Genomic DNA, 14,401 nt, shown 5'->3' on the forward strand with positions numbered 1-14,401 from the left:
CCGCGTGCGTGCTTCTGCGCTCGGGGGGGCGGGGGGCGGGCGGCCGGGCGCTGCCCGGCCGGCGGGTGTGGGGGGGGGGGGGGGGGGGGCCGGGGGCCCCCCCCCCCCCCCCCGCCGGGGTGGTCAGGCCAGGATGGGCAGGTCCACCGGTGGGCGGTGGCGGAGGAGGGCGCAGGTGGTGCCGGCGAGGAGGGTGAGGGCCACGGCGGTGAGGGCGGGTGGGGAGGCCGCAGGGTGGAGGGGCCAGGCCCAGGGTTGGGGGCGGCCGTCGGGGTGCCACCCGGCTGCCGAGCAGAGCAGCGGGACGGCAGCGATCACGGCGGCGGCCGGGCGGTGGCCGATCAGGGGGTGGAGCAACAGCGCCGTACCGAGGTAGCCGGCGATGTTGCGGGCGAGGACGAGGGCGAGGTCGCTCTGGCCGGTCGCGTGGGCGAGCAGACCCGCCGCGATGCCCACCGCGGCGACGGCCCAGACGAGTGCGGCGTCCAGCCCGCGCAGGAACCGCCCGGCGACCGCCTCCGACCGCAGGTCGCCCCGGCCGAGGCCGTGCAGCAGGCACACCGCGGGGAGCAGCGTGACGACGTGTGCCACCAGGAAGTGGCCGGCGTGCCCGCGCAGTGCGGGCACCGGTAGTTCGCCGTCGCCGATGAGCAGGCCCAGCGCGAAGGTCGCGACGAGGACGGCGAGGACGGCGGGCACCGCGCGGGCCTTGCACCACCAGATCACCGGGCACCGCCCGTGGGAGGCAGTGGTGCGACGGTGTCGCAGTGGCGCAGGGCCTCGGTCACGGCCCGGTACCAGTCGAGTTGGGCCTCCCGGGGAAGCCGCAGCACCTGCTCGGCGAGCGCCGTGTCCTCGGCGCCGAATCTCCCGGCGGCGCCGGGTGGCGCCCCGGCCGGCGAGGCCTGCGCGGTGAGCCAGGCGGTCACCGGCCCGGTGGCGGCGCCCGCCGGGTAGGGGGCGCCGGAGCGGGCGCAGTCCGGGGTGCGGGGGAGCAGTCCGGAGACCACGCCGGGTGTCACGTCCCGCACGCGGGCCGTGGTGGGGATGCCCAGCTTGGCCTCGCCCGGCCCCGGTCGGGCCGCCATGGTGAGGGTCGCCGGGACCGGAACGCCGTTCCCGGCGAGGGTGTTGAGGACCCGCCCGGCCTCCTCGCGGATCAGGCCGGCGCGGGTGGTCCCCAGCTCCGGCCAGAGGCAGACCGTCGGCCGGCCGTGGTCGCAGACCAGTGCCGTGGCGGCCCGGTCCACCACCGGCTCCGGGCCGAGCCCCCGGGCCGGCAGGGCGGCGAGCGCCACGCCACCGGCCGTGACCGCCAGCCCGGCGGCGAGCGCGGCCGGCGCGCCCCGGTAGCGGATCACCAGGACGGCTGCGGCGCACACCGCGCCGGAGAACACCAGGGCGCTCAGAACGGCCCGGTGGTCCAGGACCTGGTCCACGGCGCAGCAGTCGGAGAGTCCGCCGCCGACCAGGTGCCGAAGCCAGTAGGTGTCGAAGGAGGCCGGGTAGGCGTTGAGGACGAAGCTGCTGACCAGGGCCAGCGGCACCGCGACCACCGGTGCCAGGACCCGCCCGACGACGGAGCCGACCAGGGTGTTGGCGAGCAGCAGCCCGGCCCAGACGGCGAACACGCCCGGCTGCGGAACACCGCTCACCGTGCCGCCGGCCAGCGTGGTGACACCGAGGGCGGTGACCATGCCGAGCCCGCCCATCACCGCCACCGGGAGCAGGACGGGCGCGGTGATCGCCAGCGGCGACCGCACCGGTGAGCGGTCGAAGACCCGGCCCCGGTGCAGTCGGGCGCCCTCCCAGGCTCCGGCGGCCGCGCAGGCGGCGCAGACGAACGGCAGCGCGAGGCCGGCGTGCCCGGCGGCGGAGAGGCCGTAGGCGGGGGTGACCCAGGCGGTGAGCTCGTCGCCGAGCGCGACCAGGACGAAGCCGAGCAGGAACGGCAGGGCCCGCGGACCGGCGGAGGTGCGCAGGACGGTGCGCAGCAGCACGTCAGGCCTCCCGCTCGACGAGGCGCGAGTAAGCGGCCTCGGCGCCGGCGCCCGGATCGGCGGCGACGGCGTGGAACTCCTCGATGCCGCCCTGGAAACGGACTCGGCCCCGGTCCAGCACCACCACGTGCCGGTAGGTCGCGGCGAGGTCCTCGGTCTGGTGGGTGGAGACGATCACGCTCACCTCGCCGGCCAGGTCCTCGACGAGGGTGCGGAACATGCCGCGCTGCGCCGGGTCGAGCCCGGCGGTCGGCTCGTCCATCAGGATCAGTTCGCTGCGGTGGGCCAGGCAGCCGGCGATGCCCAGCCGGCGCAGCTGACCGCCGGAGAGCCGGTGGCTCCGGCGGTCGGCGAGCGGGGCCAGTCCGACCCGTGCCAGCGCGCCGGCCGATGCCTGCCAGGCCTCGGTGCGCGACATGCCCTTCAACCACCCGCAGTAGGCGACCTGTTCGCGCACGCTGAGCCCCGGCACCGGGGTGACCTGTTGCGGCAGCCAGGCCACCGCCCGCCGGTAGGCCGCCCGGCCGCCCGGCCCGGCGGGGGTGCGCCCCCGCCAGGAGACCGAGCCCTGGCGCGGGGCGAGCTGGGAGGCCGCCAGCGCCATCAGGGTGGACTTTCCGGCGCCGTTGGGGCCGAGCAGGACGGTGGCCGGATTGTCGATCCGCAGACCGAAGCCGGCGAAGAGCCCGGCTTTCCGGGTGTACTGGAAATCGATGCCGTGGAATTCAAGGGTCATGGCGGGGTCGACGCATTTCGCTCGGTGGGTGCGGGGGCGATGCGGGGGAGAAGGCGGTGGGGAGGGGAGCGGTGTGCCGGGGCGGGGGCCTCCGGCACACCGGGAACGCCGGGTGCGGGCCGGTGAACGGGCCGGGCTCAGTACTGGGTGGTCACCGAGTCGACCCAGAGCTTTCCGCCGGAGCGCACGCCCTCCAGCGCGAAGTAGTACTGGCCGGAGCTCTGGTCGCCCCAGACCGAGGTGTCGCACCGGTTCAGCCGGTAGCCGTAGGACTTGTCGGGGCCGAAGACGTCCTTGTAGAGCTGGAGATCGGCGTTCTTGAAGTCGTTGGTGTCGGTGGTGCAGCCCTTGAAGGACACCGCCGTCACGGTGTCGTCGCGGTCGTTGTCCGCCCACCGGCGGGACTCCGAGCCGGGGCCCCAGTTGTTGATGTGGGAGGTCCAGGAGCCCTCCGCGAGGGCCGGCGTCGCGCCGGCGAATCCGAGCAGTGCGGCGGCCACCAGAATGCCGCGCACGAGCGTGCGGTGCTTTGCGTGCATATCCCGTCCGATCTTTTCGGTGACGCCGCGCGGGCGTCATGCAGGCAAAAAGAAACGAGCGGAGGTTCGACTACCATCGGCCATGATCACCCGATCGGACGAGCCGCCGCGGGAATGACCTTAGCGTGCACGAACAGCCCGCCAGCACTATTGATTCCGGCCATTCGGCGGGTGGTGTGGTGGGGCGATGGCTTGGCAAGCCGGTGATTCCAAGTGGTCAATCATTTACGCGATCGAAGGAGTGTCGGCCCAGACCTTTCGCAGATGTCCATTGATGACCGGTGAACTGTTCAGATCCGATTCAGTGGGATAGTCGGTCCGGTGAGGCCTGGCCGATTTCCTTCGTTGGGCGACCAGTTGGTGAGCAGCCGGGCGCGCAGCGAGCCGATCAACTCCTCGTCGACGCCGAGTGTGCCGGTGGCATAGGCACGCACCGAGCCGTGGGCGGCGGTGAGGTCGGCGAGCACGTGCCGGATCACGTCCTCCGGCGCACGCCCGTACCCGGGCCACCGGAGCGTGCGCCCGGGGTTGGCGGTGCGCCAGTCGGCGACGAGCTGCGGGGTGGCCAGCTCGGTGAGCGCGAAGTCGGCCGCGATGTCGTCCTCGGAGGCCCCGAGCAGGGTGAGGACGAGTGCCGCGATCAGCCCGGTGCGGTCCTTGCCGGACGCGCAGTGGAAGACCACCGGCCGGTCCGCCGTCGCGATGAGACCGAGCACCTGGCGGATCTCCGCGACCCCGTCCTCGGCCACCTCGGCGAACCGGTCGGCGAGGTGGCGCCAGGGGTCGACGTCCGGGTCGATCTCCGCCTGGTCGTACGGCCGGTGCTCGATCGAGAGGTTGTGGTGGGCCACCCCGTCGATCTGGGGTATCCGCCCCTTGGCGGCGATCTCCCAGGGGTGGCGCAGGTCGATCACGGTGCCGATGTCGAGCTCCCGGAACCGTTCGAGGTCGGCGGGCGAGGAGAGCTTGCCGAGCGAGTCGGACCGGTAGAGCCGGTGCCACCGGACCGACTGTCCGTCAGCGGTCCGGTAACCGCCCAGGTCACGGAAGTTGTGCAGGGCGTCGAAGGTGAGGTGCCGTGTCATGGACGCACCCTGGCGAGCGCCGGAGGTCGCACGACGATCCCCTCCCCGGTCGGCCGGGGAGGGGATTCGGGGGTGGCGGTTCAGCAGCCGGGGGTCGGAAAGGTGTCGGCGCGGACGGCGTCGACGAAGGCCTGCCAGGCATCGGCGGGGAAGGCGAGGGCGGGGCCCTCCGGGTCCTTGGAGTCGCGGACCAGGCGGCCGGTGCGGTCGCCGGCCACCTCGACGCAGTTGCCGCCGTTGTTGCCGCTGTAGCTGGACTTTCGCCACGGAGCGGTCGGTTCGGTGGGCATGATGTTGAGAAGTCCTTCCCTCACGCTGCGGATCAGAGCGGCGCTCTCGCGACGGGAGAGCGCATCCGCCTGGAGCAGATCATAGGCCCGCTGCCTGCGTTGGACGTCTCTCGGATCCTCGACGAAATGACCCTGATCCAGGCTCTCGGAGTAGATCCTTGTCTTGCCGTCAGGTGAGGTGACCAGCGAGACGATGGTGTCGAAGGGCACGCGCTCTCCGAGGCTGAACGGGGCGACCTGGAGGACGATGTTGGGGAGCTGTCCCATCGTCAGCAGATGGCCGAGCTGCTCGTGCATGACCGCGGGGCTCCCCACCAGGGAGCGGAGCGCGCCCTCGGAGTGGACGACCTTGAAGAGCGGGCCGTCGGGCGCGGCCAGCCGGTGTTGGCGGGCAAGCCGGGAGGCGACGCGTTCCTCGATCAGGGCGGTGTTTCCCGCGGCGTCACCTGAGGAGAGGAGCGCTCGCGCGTACGCCTCGGTCTGCAGGAGCCCGGAGATGTGAGCGATCTGGAACTCGCAGATCGTCGAGGCCCGGTCCTCGAAACCCGCGTAGCGCCGGAACCAGTCCGGATGCTCCACCCGCGCGTACCAGTCGATCTCCTTCCAGAGGTCCATCAGCTGTCCGCCGGTGTCCAGCAGCCGGTCGGCCGCCAGGACGAAGTCCTCCTGCGGATTGCGTGTTCCCGCCTCGATGCGGGAGACGTGCGGGCGGCTGCACGGGACGAGCGAGGCGAGTTCGCCCTGCGAGATGCCCTTCGCGTCGCGGAATCGCCGCAGTACGGCGCCGAACACCGCACCCGCGCTCGATCGGAGATTCGGGCTGACGGACTTCCTGCGTGTCATGGTTCAGGCCCCCCTGTGTCAAGACGTTCCCTGGAACCGGCTGATGGCTCGTCACCGGATTCGGAACCGTCGATGCTCAATCGTGGAACGGAAGAGACGCTCGCACCAGTGAGTGCACGAAGCGTCGTGCCCGCGCACGGAACTCCCCATGCATCAGAAGGTGGCCCAGCCATGCCCGAACCGCTTGACAGCACCCCGACCGACCAGCTCTGCTCGCTCCCGCGTCATCCTTCCTCCGCCATCGCCGCGCGGGTGGTCCTCCGGGGGTTCCTGTCCGACCTCAAGGGCGGCTAACGCTGCGCCGCCGCAGCCGAGTTGGTCGTGACCGAGCTGGTCGCGCACACCGTGCGGCGTCCGCGCGTGCCCGAACACCTGCTCATCGACGTGCTGTTCGAGCACGCCGTGCTCTCGGGGCTGTGGATCGAGGTGCGCGACATCGGGCGTGCCGACCCGGACCGGTGCCCAAGGGGCGGCGCGGAGGCGGGAACGGGCCTCGGGCTGGTCCGGGAGTTCTCCTCCTCCTGGGGCGAGCAGGTGAGCGAGGGCGAAGTCACCACCAGCCTCGTCCGGGCGCAGCTCGACCCGCCGCCGGGCGTCACCGCATAGGGTCATGTCCATGGACGAACGAATCGAGCACGCGCGACGTCTCTGCCACCAGGCGGTGTTCGGGGGCGAGACGGACGTCCTGCCCGTCGCCGACGGCGAGTTGGACGCCGTCGAGGCCGACCTCACGTTGATCCGCGGCCGGGTCCTGCACGCCCGCTTCCTGGAGCAGCGCATCCCGGACGAGCGCGAGCTGGAGCTCTTCCGGCACGCGGCCCACCTCTACCGGAGCCTCGGCGACGGGCGCGGCGAGGCCGAGGCGCAGTTCTGGATCGGCACCTACCACCAGGTGGTCCGGGGCGACGACGACGCCGCGCTGCCCGCCCTCCAGCGCTCCCGCGAACTCGCCACCGCGGCCGGCGACGACCTCACGCTCTCCTATGCCCTGCGCCACCTCGGCATCGCCGAGCACAAGGCGGGCCGGCTGCCCGCCGCCCGCGCGCTGCTGGAGGAGTCGACCCGGCTGCGCCGGGCACTCGCCTTCCCGGACGGCGTGGCCGCCAACCTGGTCGGCCTCGGGTACATCGCCGTCGCGGAGGGCCGCTCCGACGACGCGCGCGGATTGCTCGACGAGGCCGCCGAGCTGGCCGCGTCCGCCGGGGCGAAGGCCGTCCTGGACTCGGTCGACGAGGCGCGCGCCGCGCTCTGAGCCGACCCCGTGGTCGGACCCCGGCCGCCCCGGGGCGGGGCTAGGCGCCGACCTGGGTCGGGCCGGGATCCTCCGCCGGCCGGGCGGGCGGCTCCGCGCCCGGGGTCTCGGCCGGCGTGGGCGCCAGGCGGAGCAGCAGCATCGCGGCGTCGTCGTCCAGGGTGCCTCCGGTGTGGGCGGTGAGGGCGGCGCGCAGGTCGGTCAATGCGCTCGGCAGGTCCGGGTGGTCGAGCAGGTGTCCGTGGTCCTGGAGGGGGAAGAACTCGCCCGCGGCGTCGCGGGCCTCGGCCGTTCCGTCGGTGTAGAGGAGCATCCGGTCACCGGGCCCCAGCCGGACGGTGCAGGTCCCGGGGCCTTCGGAGTCGGTGAACGGCAGGCCCAGCGGAAGGCCGGGCGTGTCCGGTTCGGCGGAGCGGGTGGTCCCGTCGGCGCCGCGGACCAGCGGCGGCGGGTGGCCGAAGTTGAGCACCGTGACCTGCCCGGCTCCGCTGCAGTCGGCGAGCACGGCCGTGACGAACTCGTCCCGCTCGCCGCGTTGTTCCAGGCCGCGTTCGATGTGGTCGGCGACGATCCGCAGGTCTGCCGTGCCCGGGGCGGCCTCGCGGAAGGCCCGCAGCACGGTGACGGCGGTGGTGACGGCGGCCAGGCCCTTGCCCTGGACGTCGCCGACGATGACGCGGATCCCGTCGGCGGTCGGGATCGCCTCGTAGAGGTCCCCGCCGATCCTCGCCCCGGCGGCCGCCGAGGTGTAGGAGACGGCGAGGTCGAGGGAGCCGCTGCGCTGGGGCACGGGGCCGAGGATGAAGCCCTGGGCGACATCGGCCACGGCCTGGACGTCGACGAGACGCCGTTCCGCGCGCAGGCGGCGTTCCTCCGCGCGGGCGCGCTCCGCCGAGGCGTAGGCGGCCGCCGCCGTGACCGCCGTGATCGCGCTGTAGGCCACGGCGCTGCGGGACGTGGTCGGGATGCCGTTGACGGTGGCCGCCGCGACGCAGGAGAGCAGCGCGAGGCCCCCGATCAGGACCACCTCACGGGCCCGGCCGCGCGCGGCGGCGAGGGCCGGCGGCGCGGCCAGCAGGGCGAGCAGGATCGCGGACCTGGCCAGCACGTCGACGACGGTCACCACGGCGATCAGGGCTAAGGGCAGCACGAGCGCGGAGTGCGCGCGGGGGGTGGTGGTGTTCACGAGGTGCTCCCGGTCCGTTGGCTGCGTCGACGGCCGGACAGCTCCTGCCGAGGGGCTGCCGGCGGTCTGCTGCCAGGCCCCCCTTTGCCCACAGGGTAGACAGTGTGCGGACGAGACGGAAGCGACCGCTCCGCCCGTGCGGTCGTCCGGGGCGCCCGGTGCTCCCGCGGCGGCCGGTCATCGTGCCGGGTGGCTGGGCAGGGGGGCCGGGCTGTCGGCCGGCTCGTTCCCACCGGACCCGACGGGACGCGCGCGCCCGCCCGCCCGGACGTCCCGGTGACCGGGGCCGGAGCTTCGGTGACGACGAGTGACGGCGAGTGATGGCGAGTGACGGAAGCGGAGCCGGATTCCGGTCCGTCGCGGCAGTCCGGCCGCCCGGCCGGCGAGGGGGCGTCACACGCCGCGGTCGGCGAGGACCTCGCGGATCACATGGCGGGCGTTGGCGGCCAGGGCCGGATTGGTCGTGCGGTAGTAGGGGAGTTGGATCAGCGCGATGGACAGCGCCCAGGCGCGGCCGCGCTCCCAGGCGGCGTCGTCGGCGGCGAGGGCGGCCCGGAAGACCGGGCGGGCGGCGGCCGGGAGCAGGTTCCAGGCCACGATCAGGTCGACGGTCGGGTCGCCGACGCCCATCAGGCCGAAGTCGATCACAGCGGTGAGATGTTGACGCCTCATCAAAACATTGCCGGGGGAGAGGTCGCCGTGCATCCAGGTGGGTCTTCCGGCGTGCTCCGGCAGTCGAAGGGCCTTCTCCCACAGAGCCGTTGCCGCCCCGGTGTCGATCACCCCGCGCAGCCGGCCGATCGCCGCCCGGGTGGAGGCGTCGCGCGCGGCCAGCGGCACGCCCCGGGGGGCCGGCGGGCCGTCGGCGGGATCGAGCTCGCGCAGCGCGGTCACGAACCCGGCCAGGTCCTGGGCGAGTTGGAAGGGTGCGGTGGTCGCTCCGACGATCGGGTTGGCGCCGTCCAGCCAGCGCAGCACCGACCACTCCCACGGGTAGCCGGCGGTCGGCCGGCCCAGGGCGAGCGGGACGGGAACGGGTAGCGGCAGCCGCGGGGCCAGCCGCGGCAGCCACCGGTGCTCGCGCCCGACGCTCTCGGCCGCCCAGCCCACCCGGGGCAGCCGGACGGCGAGTTCGGGCCCGAGCCGGAACATCGTGTTGTCCGTCCCCGCCGAGGCGACGCGTTCGAGGGGCAGCCCCCTCCACTGCGGGAACTGGCCCGCGAGCAGCCGCCGTACCAGGGCGGTGTCGATGTCCGGTTCGTCGTCGGGCAGGCGGTCGTGCATCCGAGCGGCAGCGCACATGCCCGGCACTGTACTCCCGGGCTCCCCGGCCGTTCGCGGTATTTCGAACACTAGGGTGGGGCCATGGTGGACAGGTGGGGACGTTGGGTCATGTGGGGGGCGCTCGGGGGCGCGACCGCGTTGGTGGGCGCCGCCCTGGTGGGCCGGTTCCACCGGCGGTCGGGTGGACTGCTGGTGGTGCGGGAGTGGTTCGACCAACCACTGCTGTTCGCGACGTCGGCGCTGCCCCTGCTCATCGTCGCGCTGGTGTTCTCGCGGTGGCCGACCTGGGTGCGCGGGGGGCTCGGCTGCGCCGTGGTCGTGCTGGGGGTGGGCACCGTGCCGTTCTGGATCCTGTCCTCGGACGGCCCTCGGACGACGCGCATCGAGGCGGCGCCCGGCCGTTCGGACCGTGTCCTGGTGGTTCGGCAGGACACGGCCGGGTTCGGGCCCGACCCGGTCTCCTGGGTCTACGTCGACGACGGTTCCGGCCTCACCGCCCGCCGCTGGCAGGTCGCCTACGTCGGCGAGCACGACGGCCTCGGCGAGGTCGGGTGGGACGGGCCGGACCGGCTGCGCCTGGTGACGGGCGACGGGACCAGGTGGGTCCGGCTCGGCACCGACGGCCGGCCGGGCCCGGTGACCCCCGACCGGCCCTGACGGAACCCGCCGCCGGGGCCCCGCGCCACGCCCGGCCGCGCCGGGGCCAGCCGGGAGGTGTCGCCGGTCAGTGCCAGAATGCGGGGGTACGGGGAAAGCAACTCTGGAGAAGGTGACCGGCTTCGTGAGCACGCCAGACGAACAGGTGGCCCAGCAGGCCCAGCAGGCCATCGAGCGGAAGATCGCCGAGGAACTGGGCGTCCGCGGCGCGCAGGTGAAGGCCGCCGTCGACCTGCTCGACGGCGGCGCGACCGTGCCGTTCGTGGCCCGCTACCGCAAGGAGGCCACCGGCTCGCTCGACGACACCCAGCTGCGCACCCTGGAGGAGCGGCTGCGCTACCTGCGGGAGTTGGAGGAGCGGCGCACGGCCGTCCTGGAGTCGATCGAGGCGCAGGGCAAGCTGGACGACGCGCTGCGCGGGCAGATCCTCGCCGCCGACTCCAAGGCGCGCCTGGAGGACATCTACCTCCCCTACAAGCCGAAGCGCCGCACCAAGGCGCAGATCGCCCGTGAGGCCGGCCTGGAGCCGCTCGCCGACACCCTGCTCGCCGACCCGACCCGGGACCCGGCGACCGTGGCCGACGCCTACCTGAACGAGACGGTGGCCGACCGGACCGCCGCGCTGGAGGGCGCGCGGGCCATCCTGGTCGAGCGCTTCGGCGAGGACGCCGACCTGGTGGGCTCGCTGCGCGAGCGGATGTGGACGCGGGGCCGGCTGGTCGCGACCGTCCGCTCGGGCAAGGAGCAGGACGGCGCCAAGTTCGCCGACTACTTCGACTTCGCCGAGCCGTACACCAAGCTCCCCTCGCACCGGATCCTGGCGATGCTGCGCGGCGAGAAGGAGGAGGTGCTGGACCTCGACCTCTCCCCGTTCGACGGCGAGGAGGGCGGCGACCTCCCCGGCGAGAGCGACTACGAGCAGCGGATCGCCGCCCGCTTCGGCATCGCCGACCACGGTCGCCCGGGCGACAAGTGGCTCGGCGACACCGTCCGCTGGGCCTGGCGCACCCGCGTCCTGGTACGGCTCGGCATCGACCTGCGCGGCCGGCTGCGCCAGGAGGCCGAGGACGAGGCGGTGCGCGTCTTCGCCGCCAACCTGCGCGACCTGCTGCTCGCCGCCCCGGCCGGCACTCGCGCCACGATGGGCCTGGACCCGGGCTTCCGGACCGGCGTGAAGGTCGCGATCGTGGACGCCACCGGGAAGGTCGTCGCGTACGACACGATTTACCCGCACCAGCCGGCCAACAAGTGGGACGCCGCGCTGGCCACGCTGGCGGCGCTGGCGAAGAAGCACGGCGTCGACCTGGTGGCGATCGGCAACGGCACCGCGTCCCGCGAGACCGACAAACTCGCCGAGGACCTGATCAAGCGCCACCCGGAGCTGAAGCTCACCAAGGCGATGGTCAGCGAGGCCGGCGCCTCGGTCTACTCCGCCTCCGCGTTCGCCTCGCAGGAACTGCCCGAGCTGGACGTGTCGATCCGCGGCGCGGTCTCCATCGCCCGCCGCCTCCAGGACCCGCTCGCCGAGCTGGTCAAGATCGACCCCAAGTCGATCGGCGTCGGCCAGTACCAGCACGACCTGAGCGAGGTGAAGCTGTCCCGCTCGCTGGACGCGGTGGTCGAGGACTGCGTCAACGCGGTCGGCGTGGACGTCAACACCGCCTCCGCGCCGCTGCTCACCCGGGTGTCCGGCATCACCGGCACGCTCGCGGACAACATCGTGGCGCACCGCGACGCCAACGGCCCGTTCCGGACCCGCAAGGCGCTCAAGGACGTCGCGCGGCTCGGTCCGAAGGCGTTCGAGCAGTGCGCGGGCTTCCTGCGGATCCCGGACGGCGACGACCCGCTGGACGCCTCGGGCGTGCACCCGGAGGCGTACCCGGTGGTGCGCCGGATCCTCGCCGGTACCGGCGGGGAGCTGCGCGGGCTGATCGGCAACAGCACCGCGCTGCGGGCGCTGCGGCCGGGGGACTTCGCCGACGACACCTTCGGCATCCCGACGGTGACCGACATCCTCGGCGAGCTGGACAAGCCGGGCCGTGACCCGCGCCCGGCCTTCCGGACGGCCACCTTCAAGGAGGGCGTCGACAAGATCGGGGACCTGGAGGTCGGCATGGTGCTGGAGGGCGTGGTGACCAATGTCGCGGCCTTCGGCGCCTTCGTGGACGTGGGTGTCCACCAGGACGGCCTGGTGCACGTCTCGGCGCTGTCGAAGAACTTCGTCAAGGACCCGCGCGAGGTGGTCAAGCCGGGTGACATCGTCACCGTGCGGGTGACCACGGTGGACGTGCCGCGCAAGCGGATCGGGCTGACCCTGCGGCTGGACGACGAGGTCGGCGCCGAGCGCGGCGGGGACCGGGGCGGCGGTCGCGGTGGCGAGCGCGGCGGGGACCGCGGTGGCGACCGGGGCGGCCGCCAGGCGCGTCCGCCGCGCCAGGACCGGCGCGGCTCGGGCGGCGGCTCCGGTGCGGGCTCGGGCGGTGGCTCCGGCTCCGGCGGCCAGGCCCCGCTGGGCAACGGCGCCATGGCGGACGCGCTGCGCCGGGCCGGGCTGGCCGGCGGGTCCGGCTCCGAGGGCGGCCGTCGCTCCGGGCGCCGCTGAGCGCCGGAACGGGCCGCCGAGGGCGGTGACAGCCGTACGGCGGGCGGTGGACAGCTGGTCCACCGCCCGCCGTACGACTGTCGTCCTCCGGTCGGTGAGCTGCGGTCGGTGAGCTGCGGCCGGTAGCGGCTCGGCCGGTGCGGCCGGGGCCCGCCCTCAGCCGGTGGACGATCGCCCGCGCAGCTCCACGGCGAGGCCGATCAGCTCGCCCCACCACTCCTCATGGCCGCGGACGAGCAGTCGTCGGGCCTCGGCCGGCTCCATCGCCCGGACCTCGACCACCTGCTCGCCGTCGTCGGGGTTGGTCGGGGCGGAGTCCACCGACACCTCCGCCCAGCCCCAGAGCCAGGCCTTCTCGGGGTGCGGCTGCCACGGCCGGTAGGGCTCCGGGTTGTCCGTCACACAGCGGTGGGCCCCGAGCCAGGACGGCTCGCCGAGCAGCCGCGCGCCCGCTTCCTCGGCCAGCTCACGAACCAGGCAGGACTCGATCGACTCGCCGCTCTCCCGGGTGCCGCCCGGCAGGAACCAGTGGTCGCGGTCGTCCCGGCAGAGCACCACCAGCCCGTCGGCGAAGCCCACCAGATGGATGTTGGTGATGAGCTCGTCCGGCGGCATCGCGGTGGAGAACTGGGCGTCGTAGCGGCCCCACGTCCAGTACTGCGGAGCGTGCAACGCGGGGAAGCGTGCGGCCAGTTGGGCCGCTCTGTCGGAGATGTCCGGCCGGTCCGTGGTATCGGTCATTCGGTGATCGTAGTCCCGGCCGGACGTAGCAGGGGCGTGGTCGCCTGGACGAGTGCGAGGTCGGCCGCGTCGATCGCCCGGGGGCGGCGCGGGATGGTCGCCTCAAGCGGAACGCCGGCCCAACTGCCCAGCGACATCTCGGCGGTGATGCCCGGACCGAAGCCCGCGATCAACCCGTGGGTGCCGTCCGCGACCCCGCCCTCCTCGAAGAGCCGGGCGAGGGCGTCGAAGACGACCGCGCTGGCGATGTTGCCGCGCTCGGTGAGGGTCGCGCGGCTGAAGCGGAAGGCCGCGGGCTCCAGGTTGAGGAAGTGGCAGAGGTCGTCGAGGATCCGCGGTCCGCCGGCGTGCACGATGTAGAAGCCCAGGCCCGAGATGTCCCAGCTGTGTTCGGTGGCCAGCGTGCGCAGCGCGGGGGCGAGCATCTCCATGGTGCCGGGGACGCGCTTGTCGAGCTGGAAGTGGAAGCCGGTGTCCTTGACGCCGTACGAGATCCAGTCCTCGGTGTGCGGGACGAGGTGCGAGCCGTTGCGCTCGATGTGCACGCCGGTGCCGCCGCGGCCGCGCATCACGACGGCGGCGACGGCGTCCCCGAACAGGCCGTTGGAGAGCAGCGAGCCGACCCCGAGGTCGGTCGGCTGGTAGCAGAGCGAGCAGAACTCGCAGGCCACGATGAGGACGTTGGCGCCCGGGTAGGCGCGGCAGAAGTCGTGCGCCCGGTTGACGGCCGCGCCGCCCGCCGCGCAGCCGAGCTGGGCGATCGGCACCTGACGGGTGTCGGAGCGGAAGCCCATGCGGTTGATCAGCCAGGCGGTCAGCGAGGGCATCATGAAGCCGGTGCAGGACACGTAGATGATCAGGTCGACCTCGCGCGCGGACAGCTCGGCGTACCCCAGGGCGCGTTCGACCACCTCGGGCACGCGCCGCTTGGCCTCACGCTCGTAGACCGCGTTGCGGGTGGTGAAGCCGGGGTGGCGCAAGGTCTCCTCGATGGGCTGGACCAGATGCCTGGTCCGGACCCCGGTGTTCTCGATCAGGCGCAGTGCCAGGCCGAGTTGCGGGTGTTCGGCGTGCAGGTCGCGGGCCAGGTCGAGGGTCTCTTCCAGGGTGATGACGTGTTCGGGGACGGCGATGGCGGGTCGGCAGAGTGTTGCCATGGGTACGGGTCTCCCCTGGAGGGCCTACG

General features: G+C 73.6%; 15 protein-coding genes. 5 read left to right on the forward strand and 10 right to left on the reverse strand.

The window, feature by feature from the left end:
* Positions 1–123 precede the first annotated feature (123 nt).
* The 6 genes from ACFXHB_RS07720 to ACFXHB_RS07745 form a co-directional block, all read right to left on the reverse strand.
* Positions 124–726 carry a hypothetical protein gene (locus ACFXHB_RS07720; RefSeq protein WP_380572912.1) on the reverse strand — a complete coding sequence of 201 codons (603 nt, stop codon included), beginning with the start codon at positions 724–726 and terminating at the stop codon, positions 124–126.
* Positions 723–2,000 carry a hypothetical protein gene (locus ACFXHB_RS07725; RefSeq protein WP_380572913.1) on the reverse strand — a complete coding sequence of 426 codons (1,278 nt, stop codon included), beginning with the start codon at positions 1,998–2,000 and terminating at the stop codon, positions 723–725. The genes ACFXHB_RS07720 and ACFXHB_RS07725 overlap by 4 nt, the downstream gene beginning before the upstream one ends.
* A 1-nt stretch (position 2,001) precedes the next feature.
* A complete protein-coding gene (locus tag ACFXHB_RS07730) occupies positions 2,002–2,736 on the reverse strand; it encodes an ATP-binding cassette domain-containing protein (RefSeq protein ID WP_380572914.1) in 735 nt (244 codons plus the stop codon).
* Positions 2,737–2,873: 137 nt separating this feature from the next.
* Positions 2,874–3,275, reverse strand: coding sequence for a hypothetical protein (locus tag ACFXHB_RS07735; protein WP_380572915.1), 402 nt, complete (start codon positions 3,273–3,275; stop codon positions 2,874–2,876).
* 290 nt (positions 3,276–3,565) lie between these two features.
* Positions 3,566–4,360 (reverse strand): tyrosine-protein phosphatase, encoded by a 795-nt coding sequence (locus ACFXHB_RS07740; protein WP_380572916.1) that lies wholly within the window; start codon positions 4,358–4,360, stop codon positions 3,566–3,568.
* 80 nt (positions 4,361–4,440) lie between these two features.
* Positions 4,441–5,493 carry a Scr1 family TA system antitoxin-like transcriptional regulator gene (locus tag ACFXHB_RS07745; RefSeq protein WP_380572917.1) on the reverse strand — a complete coding sequence of 351 codons (1,053 nt, stop codon included), beginning with the start codon at positions 5,491–5,493 and terminating at the stop codon, positions 4,441–4,443.
* Positions 5,494–5,664: 171 nt separating this feature from the next.
* Here ACFXHB_RS07745 and ACFXHB_RS07750 point away from each other — a divergent pair, with 171 nt between their 5' ends.
* From ACFXHB_RS07750 to ACFXHB_RS07760, 3 genes are read left to right on the forward strand one after another with little or no spacing between them, the layout of a single operon-like run.
* On the forward strand, positions 5,665–5,787 hold the full coding sequence (locus ACFXHB_RS07750; RefSeq protein ID WP_380572918.1) for a hypothetical protein: 123 nt from the start codon (positions 5,665–5,667) through the stop codon (positions 5,785–5,787).
* Between the two features lie 27 nt (positions 5,788–5,814).
* Positions 5,815–6,099, forward strand: coding sequence for a hypothetical protein (locus tag ACFXHB_RS07755; RefSeq protein ID WP_380572919.1), 285 nt, complete (start codon positions 5,815–5,817; stop codon positions 6,097–6,099).
* A gap of 10 nt (positions 6,100–6,109) precedes the next feature.
* A complete protein-coding gene (locus ACFXHB_RS07760) occupies positions 6,110–6,745 on the forward strand; it encodes a tetratricopeptide repeat protein (RefSeq protein ID WP_380572920.1) in 636 nt (211 codons plus the stop codon).
* A 40-nt stretch (positions 6,746–6,785) separates the two neighbouring features.
* On the opposite strand, the gene ACFXHB_RS07765 is transcribed toward ACFXHB_RS07760, so the two are convergent.
* Both ACFXHB_RS07765 and ACFXHB_RS07770 read right to left on the reverse strand, forming a co-directional pair.
* Positions 6,786–7,931 (reverse strand): PP2C family protein-serine/threonine phosphatase, encoded by a 1,146-nt coding sequence (locus tag ACFXHB_RS07765; RefSeq protein ID WP_380572921.1) that lies wholly within the window; start codon positions 7,929–7,931, stop codon positions 6,786–6,788.
* A 393-nt stretch (positions 7,932–8,324) separates the two neighbouring features.
* Complete coding sequence (locus ACFXHB_RS07770; RefSeq protein WP_380572922.1) at positions 8,325–9,233, reverse strand: aminoglycoside phosphotransferase family protein; 909 nt, start codon at positions 9,231–9,233, stop codon at positions 8,325–8,327.
* Positions 9,234–9,296: 63 nt separating this feature from the next.
* Between ACFXHB_RS07770 and ACFXHB_RS07775 the strand changes: the two genes are divergently transcribed.
* Complete coding sequence (locus ACFXHB_RS07775) at positions 9,297–9,872, forward strand: hypothetical protein (RefSeq protein WP_380572923.1); 576 nt, start codon at positions 9,297–9,299, stop codon at positions 9,870–9,872.
* Between the two features lie 124 nt (positions 9,873–9,996).
* On the forward strand, positions 9,997–12,474 hold the full coding sequence (locus tag ACFXHB_RS07780) for a Tex family protein (RefSeq protein ID WP_380572924.1): 2,478 nt from the start codon (positions 9,997–9,999) through the stop codon (positions 12,472–12,474).
* 156 nt (positions 12,475–12,630) lie between these two features.
* On the opposite strand, the gene ACFXHB_RS07785 is transcribed toward ACFXHB_RS07780, so the two are convergent.
* Both ACFXHB_RS07785 and ACFXHB_RS07790 read right to left on the reverse strand, forming a co-directional pair.
* Entirely contained in the window at positions 12,631–13,215 is a 585-nt protein-coding gene (locus ACFXHB_RS07785) for an NUDIX hydrolase (RefSeq protein ID WP_380572925.1), read from the reverse strand.
* Positions 13,212–14,372: a type III polyketide synthase gene (locus ACFXHB_RS07790; RefSeq protein ID WP_380572926.1), complete on the reverse strand. Its 1,161-nt coding sequence runs from the start codon at positions 14,370–14,372 to the stop codon at positions 13,212–13,214. Before ACFXHB_RS07790 ends, ACFXHB_RS07785 begins: the two co-directional genes overlap by 4 nt.
* Positions 14,373–14,401 lie beyond the last annotated feature (29 nt).

This window comes from Kitasatospora sp. NPDC059327, from assembly GCF_042752535.1.
Taxonomy (GTDB): Bacteria; Actinomycetota; Actinomycetes; order Streptomycetales; family Streptomycetaceae; genus Kitasatospora.

Excerpts from the sequence above, each read along its gene's own strand:
- ACFXHB_RS07730 (WP_380572914.1), bottom strand. The coding sequence starts at position 2,736 with ATGACCCTTGAATTCCACGGCATCGATTTCCAGTACACCCGGAAAGCC.
- ACFXHB_RS07735 (WP_380572915.1), bottom strand. The coding sequence starts at position 3,275 with ATGCACGCAAAGCACCGCACGCTCGTGCGCGGCATTCTGGTGGCCGCC.
- ACFXHB_RS07740 (WP_380572916.1), bottom strand. The coding sequence starts at position 4,360 with ATGACACGGCACCTCACCTTCGACGCCCTGCACAACTTCCGTGACCTG.
- ACFXHB_RS07745 (WP_380572917.1), bottom strand. The coding sequence starts at position 5,493 with ATGACACGCAGGAAGTCCGTCAGCCCGAATCTCCGATCGAGCGCGGGT.
- ACFXHB_RS07750 (WP_380572918.1), top strand. The coding sequence starts at position 5,665 with ATGCCCGAACCGCTTGACAGCACCCCGACCGACCAGCTCTGCTCGCTC.
- ACFXHB_RS07760 (WP_380572920.1), top strand. The coding sequence starts at position 6,110 with ATGGACGAACGAATCGAGCACGCGCGACGTCTCTGCCACCAGGCGGTG.
- ACFXHB_RS07770 (WP_380572922.1), bottom strand. The coding sequence starts at position 9,233 with ATGTGCGCTGCCGCTCGGATGCACGACCGCCTGCCCGACGACGAACCG.
- ACFXHB_RS07775 (WP_380572923.1), top strand. The coding sequence starts at position 9,297 with ATGGTGGACAGGTGGGGACGTTGGGTCATGTGGGGGGCGCTCGGGGGC.
- ACFXHB_RS07785 (WP_380572925.1), bottom strand. The coding sequence starts at position 13,215 with ATGACCGATACCACGGACCGGCCGGACATCTCCGACAGAGCGGCCCAA.
- ACFXHB_RS07790 (WP_380572926.1), bottom strand. The coding sequence starts at position 14,372 with ATGGCAACACTCTGCCGACCCGCCATCGCCGTCCCCGAACACGTCATC.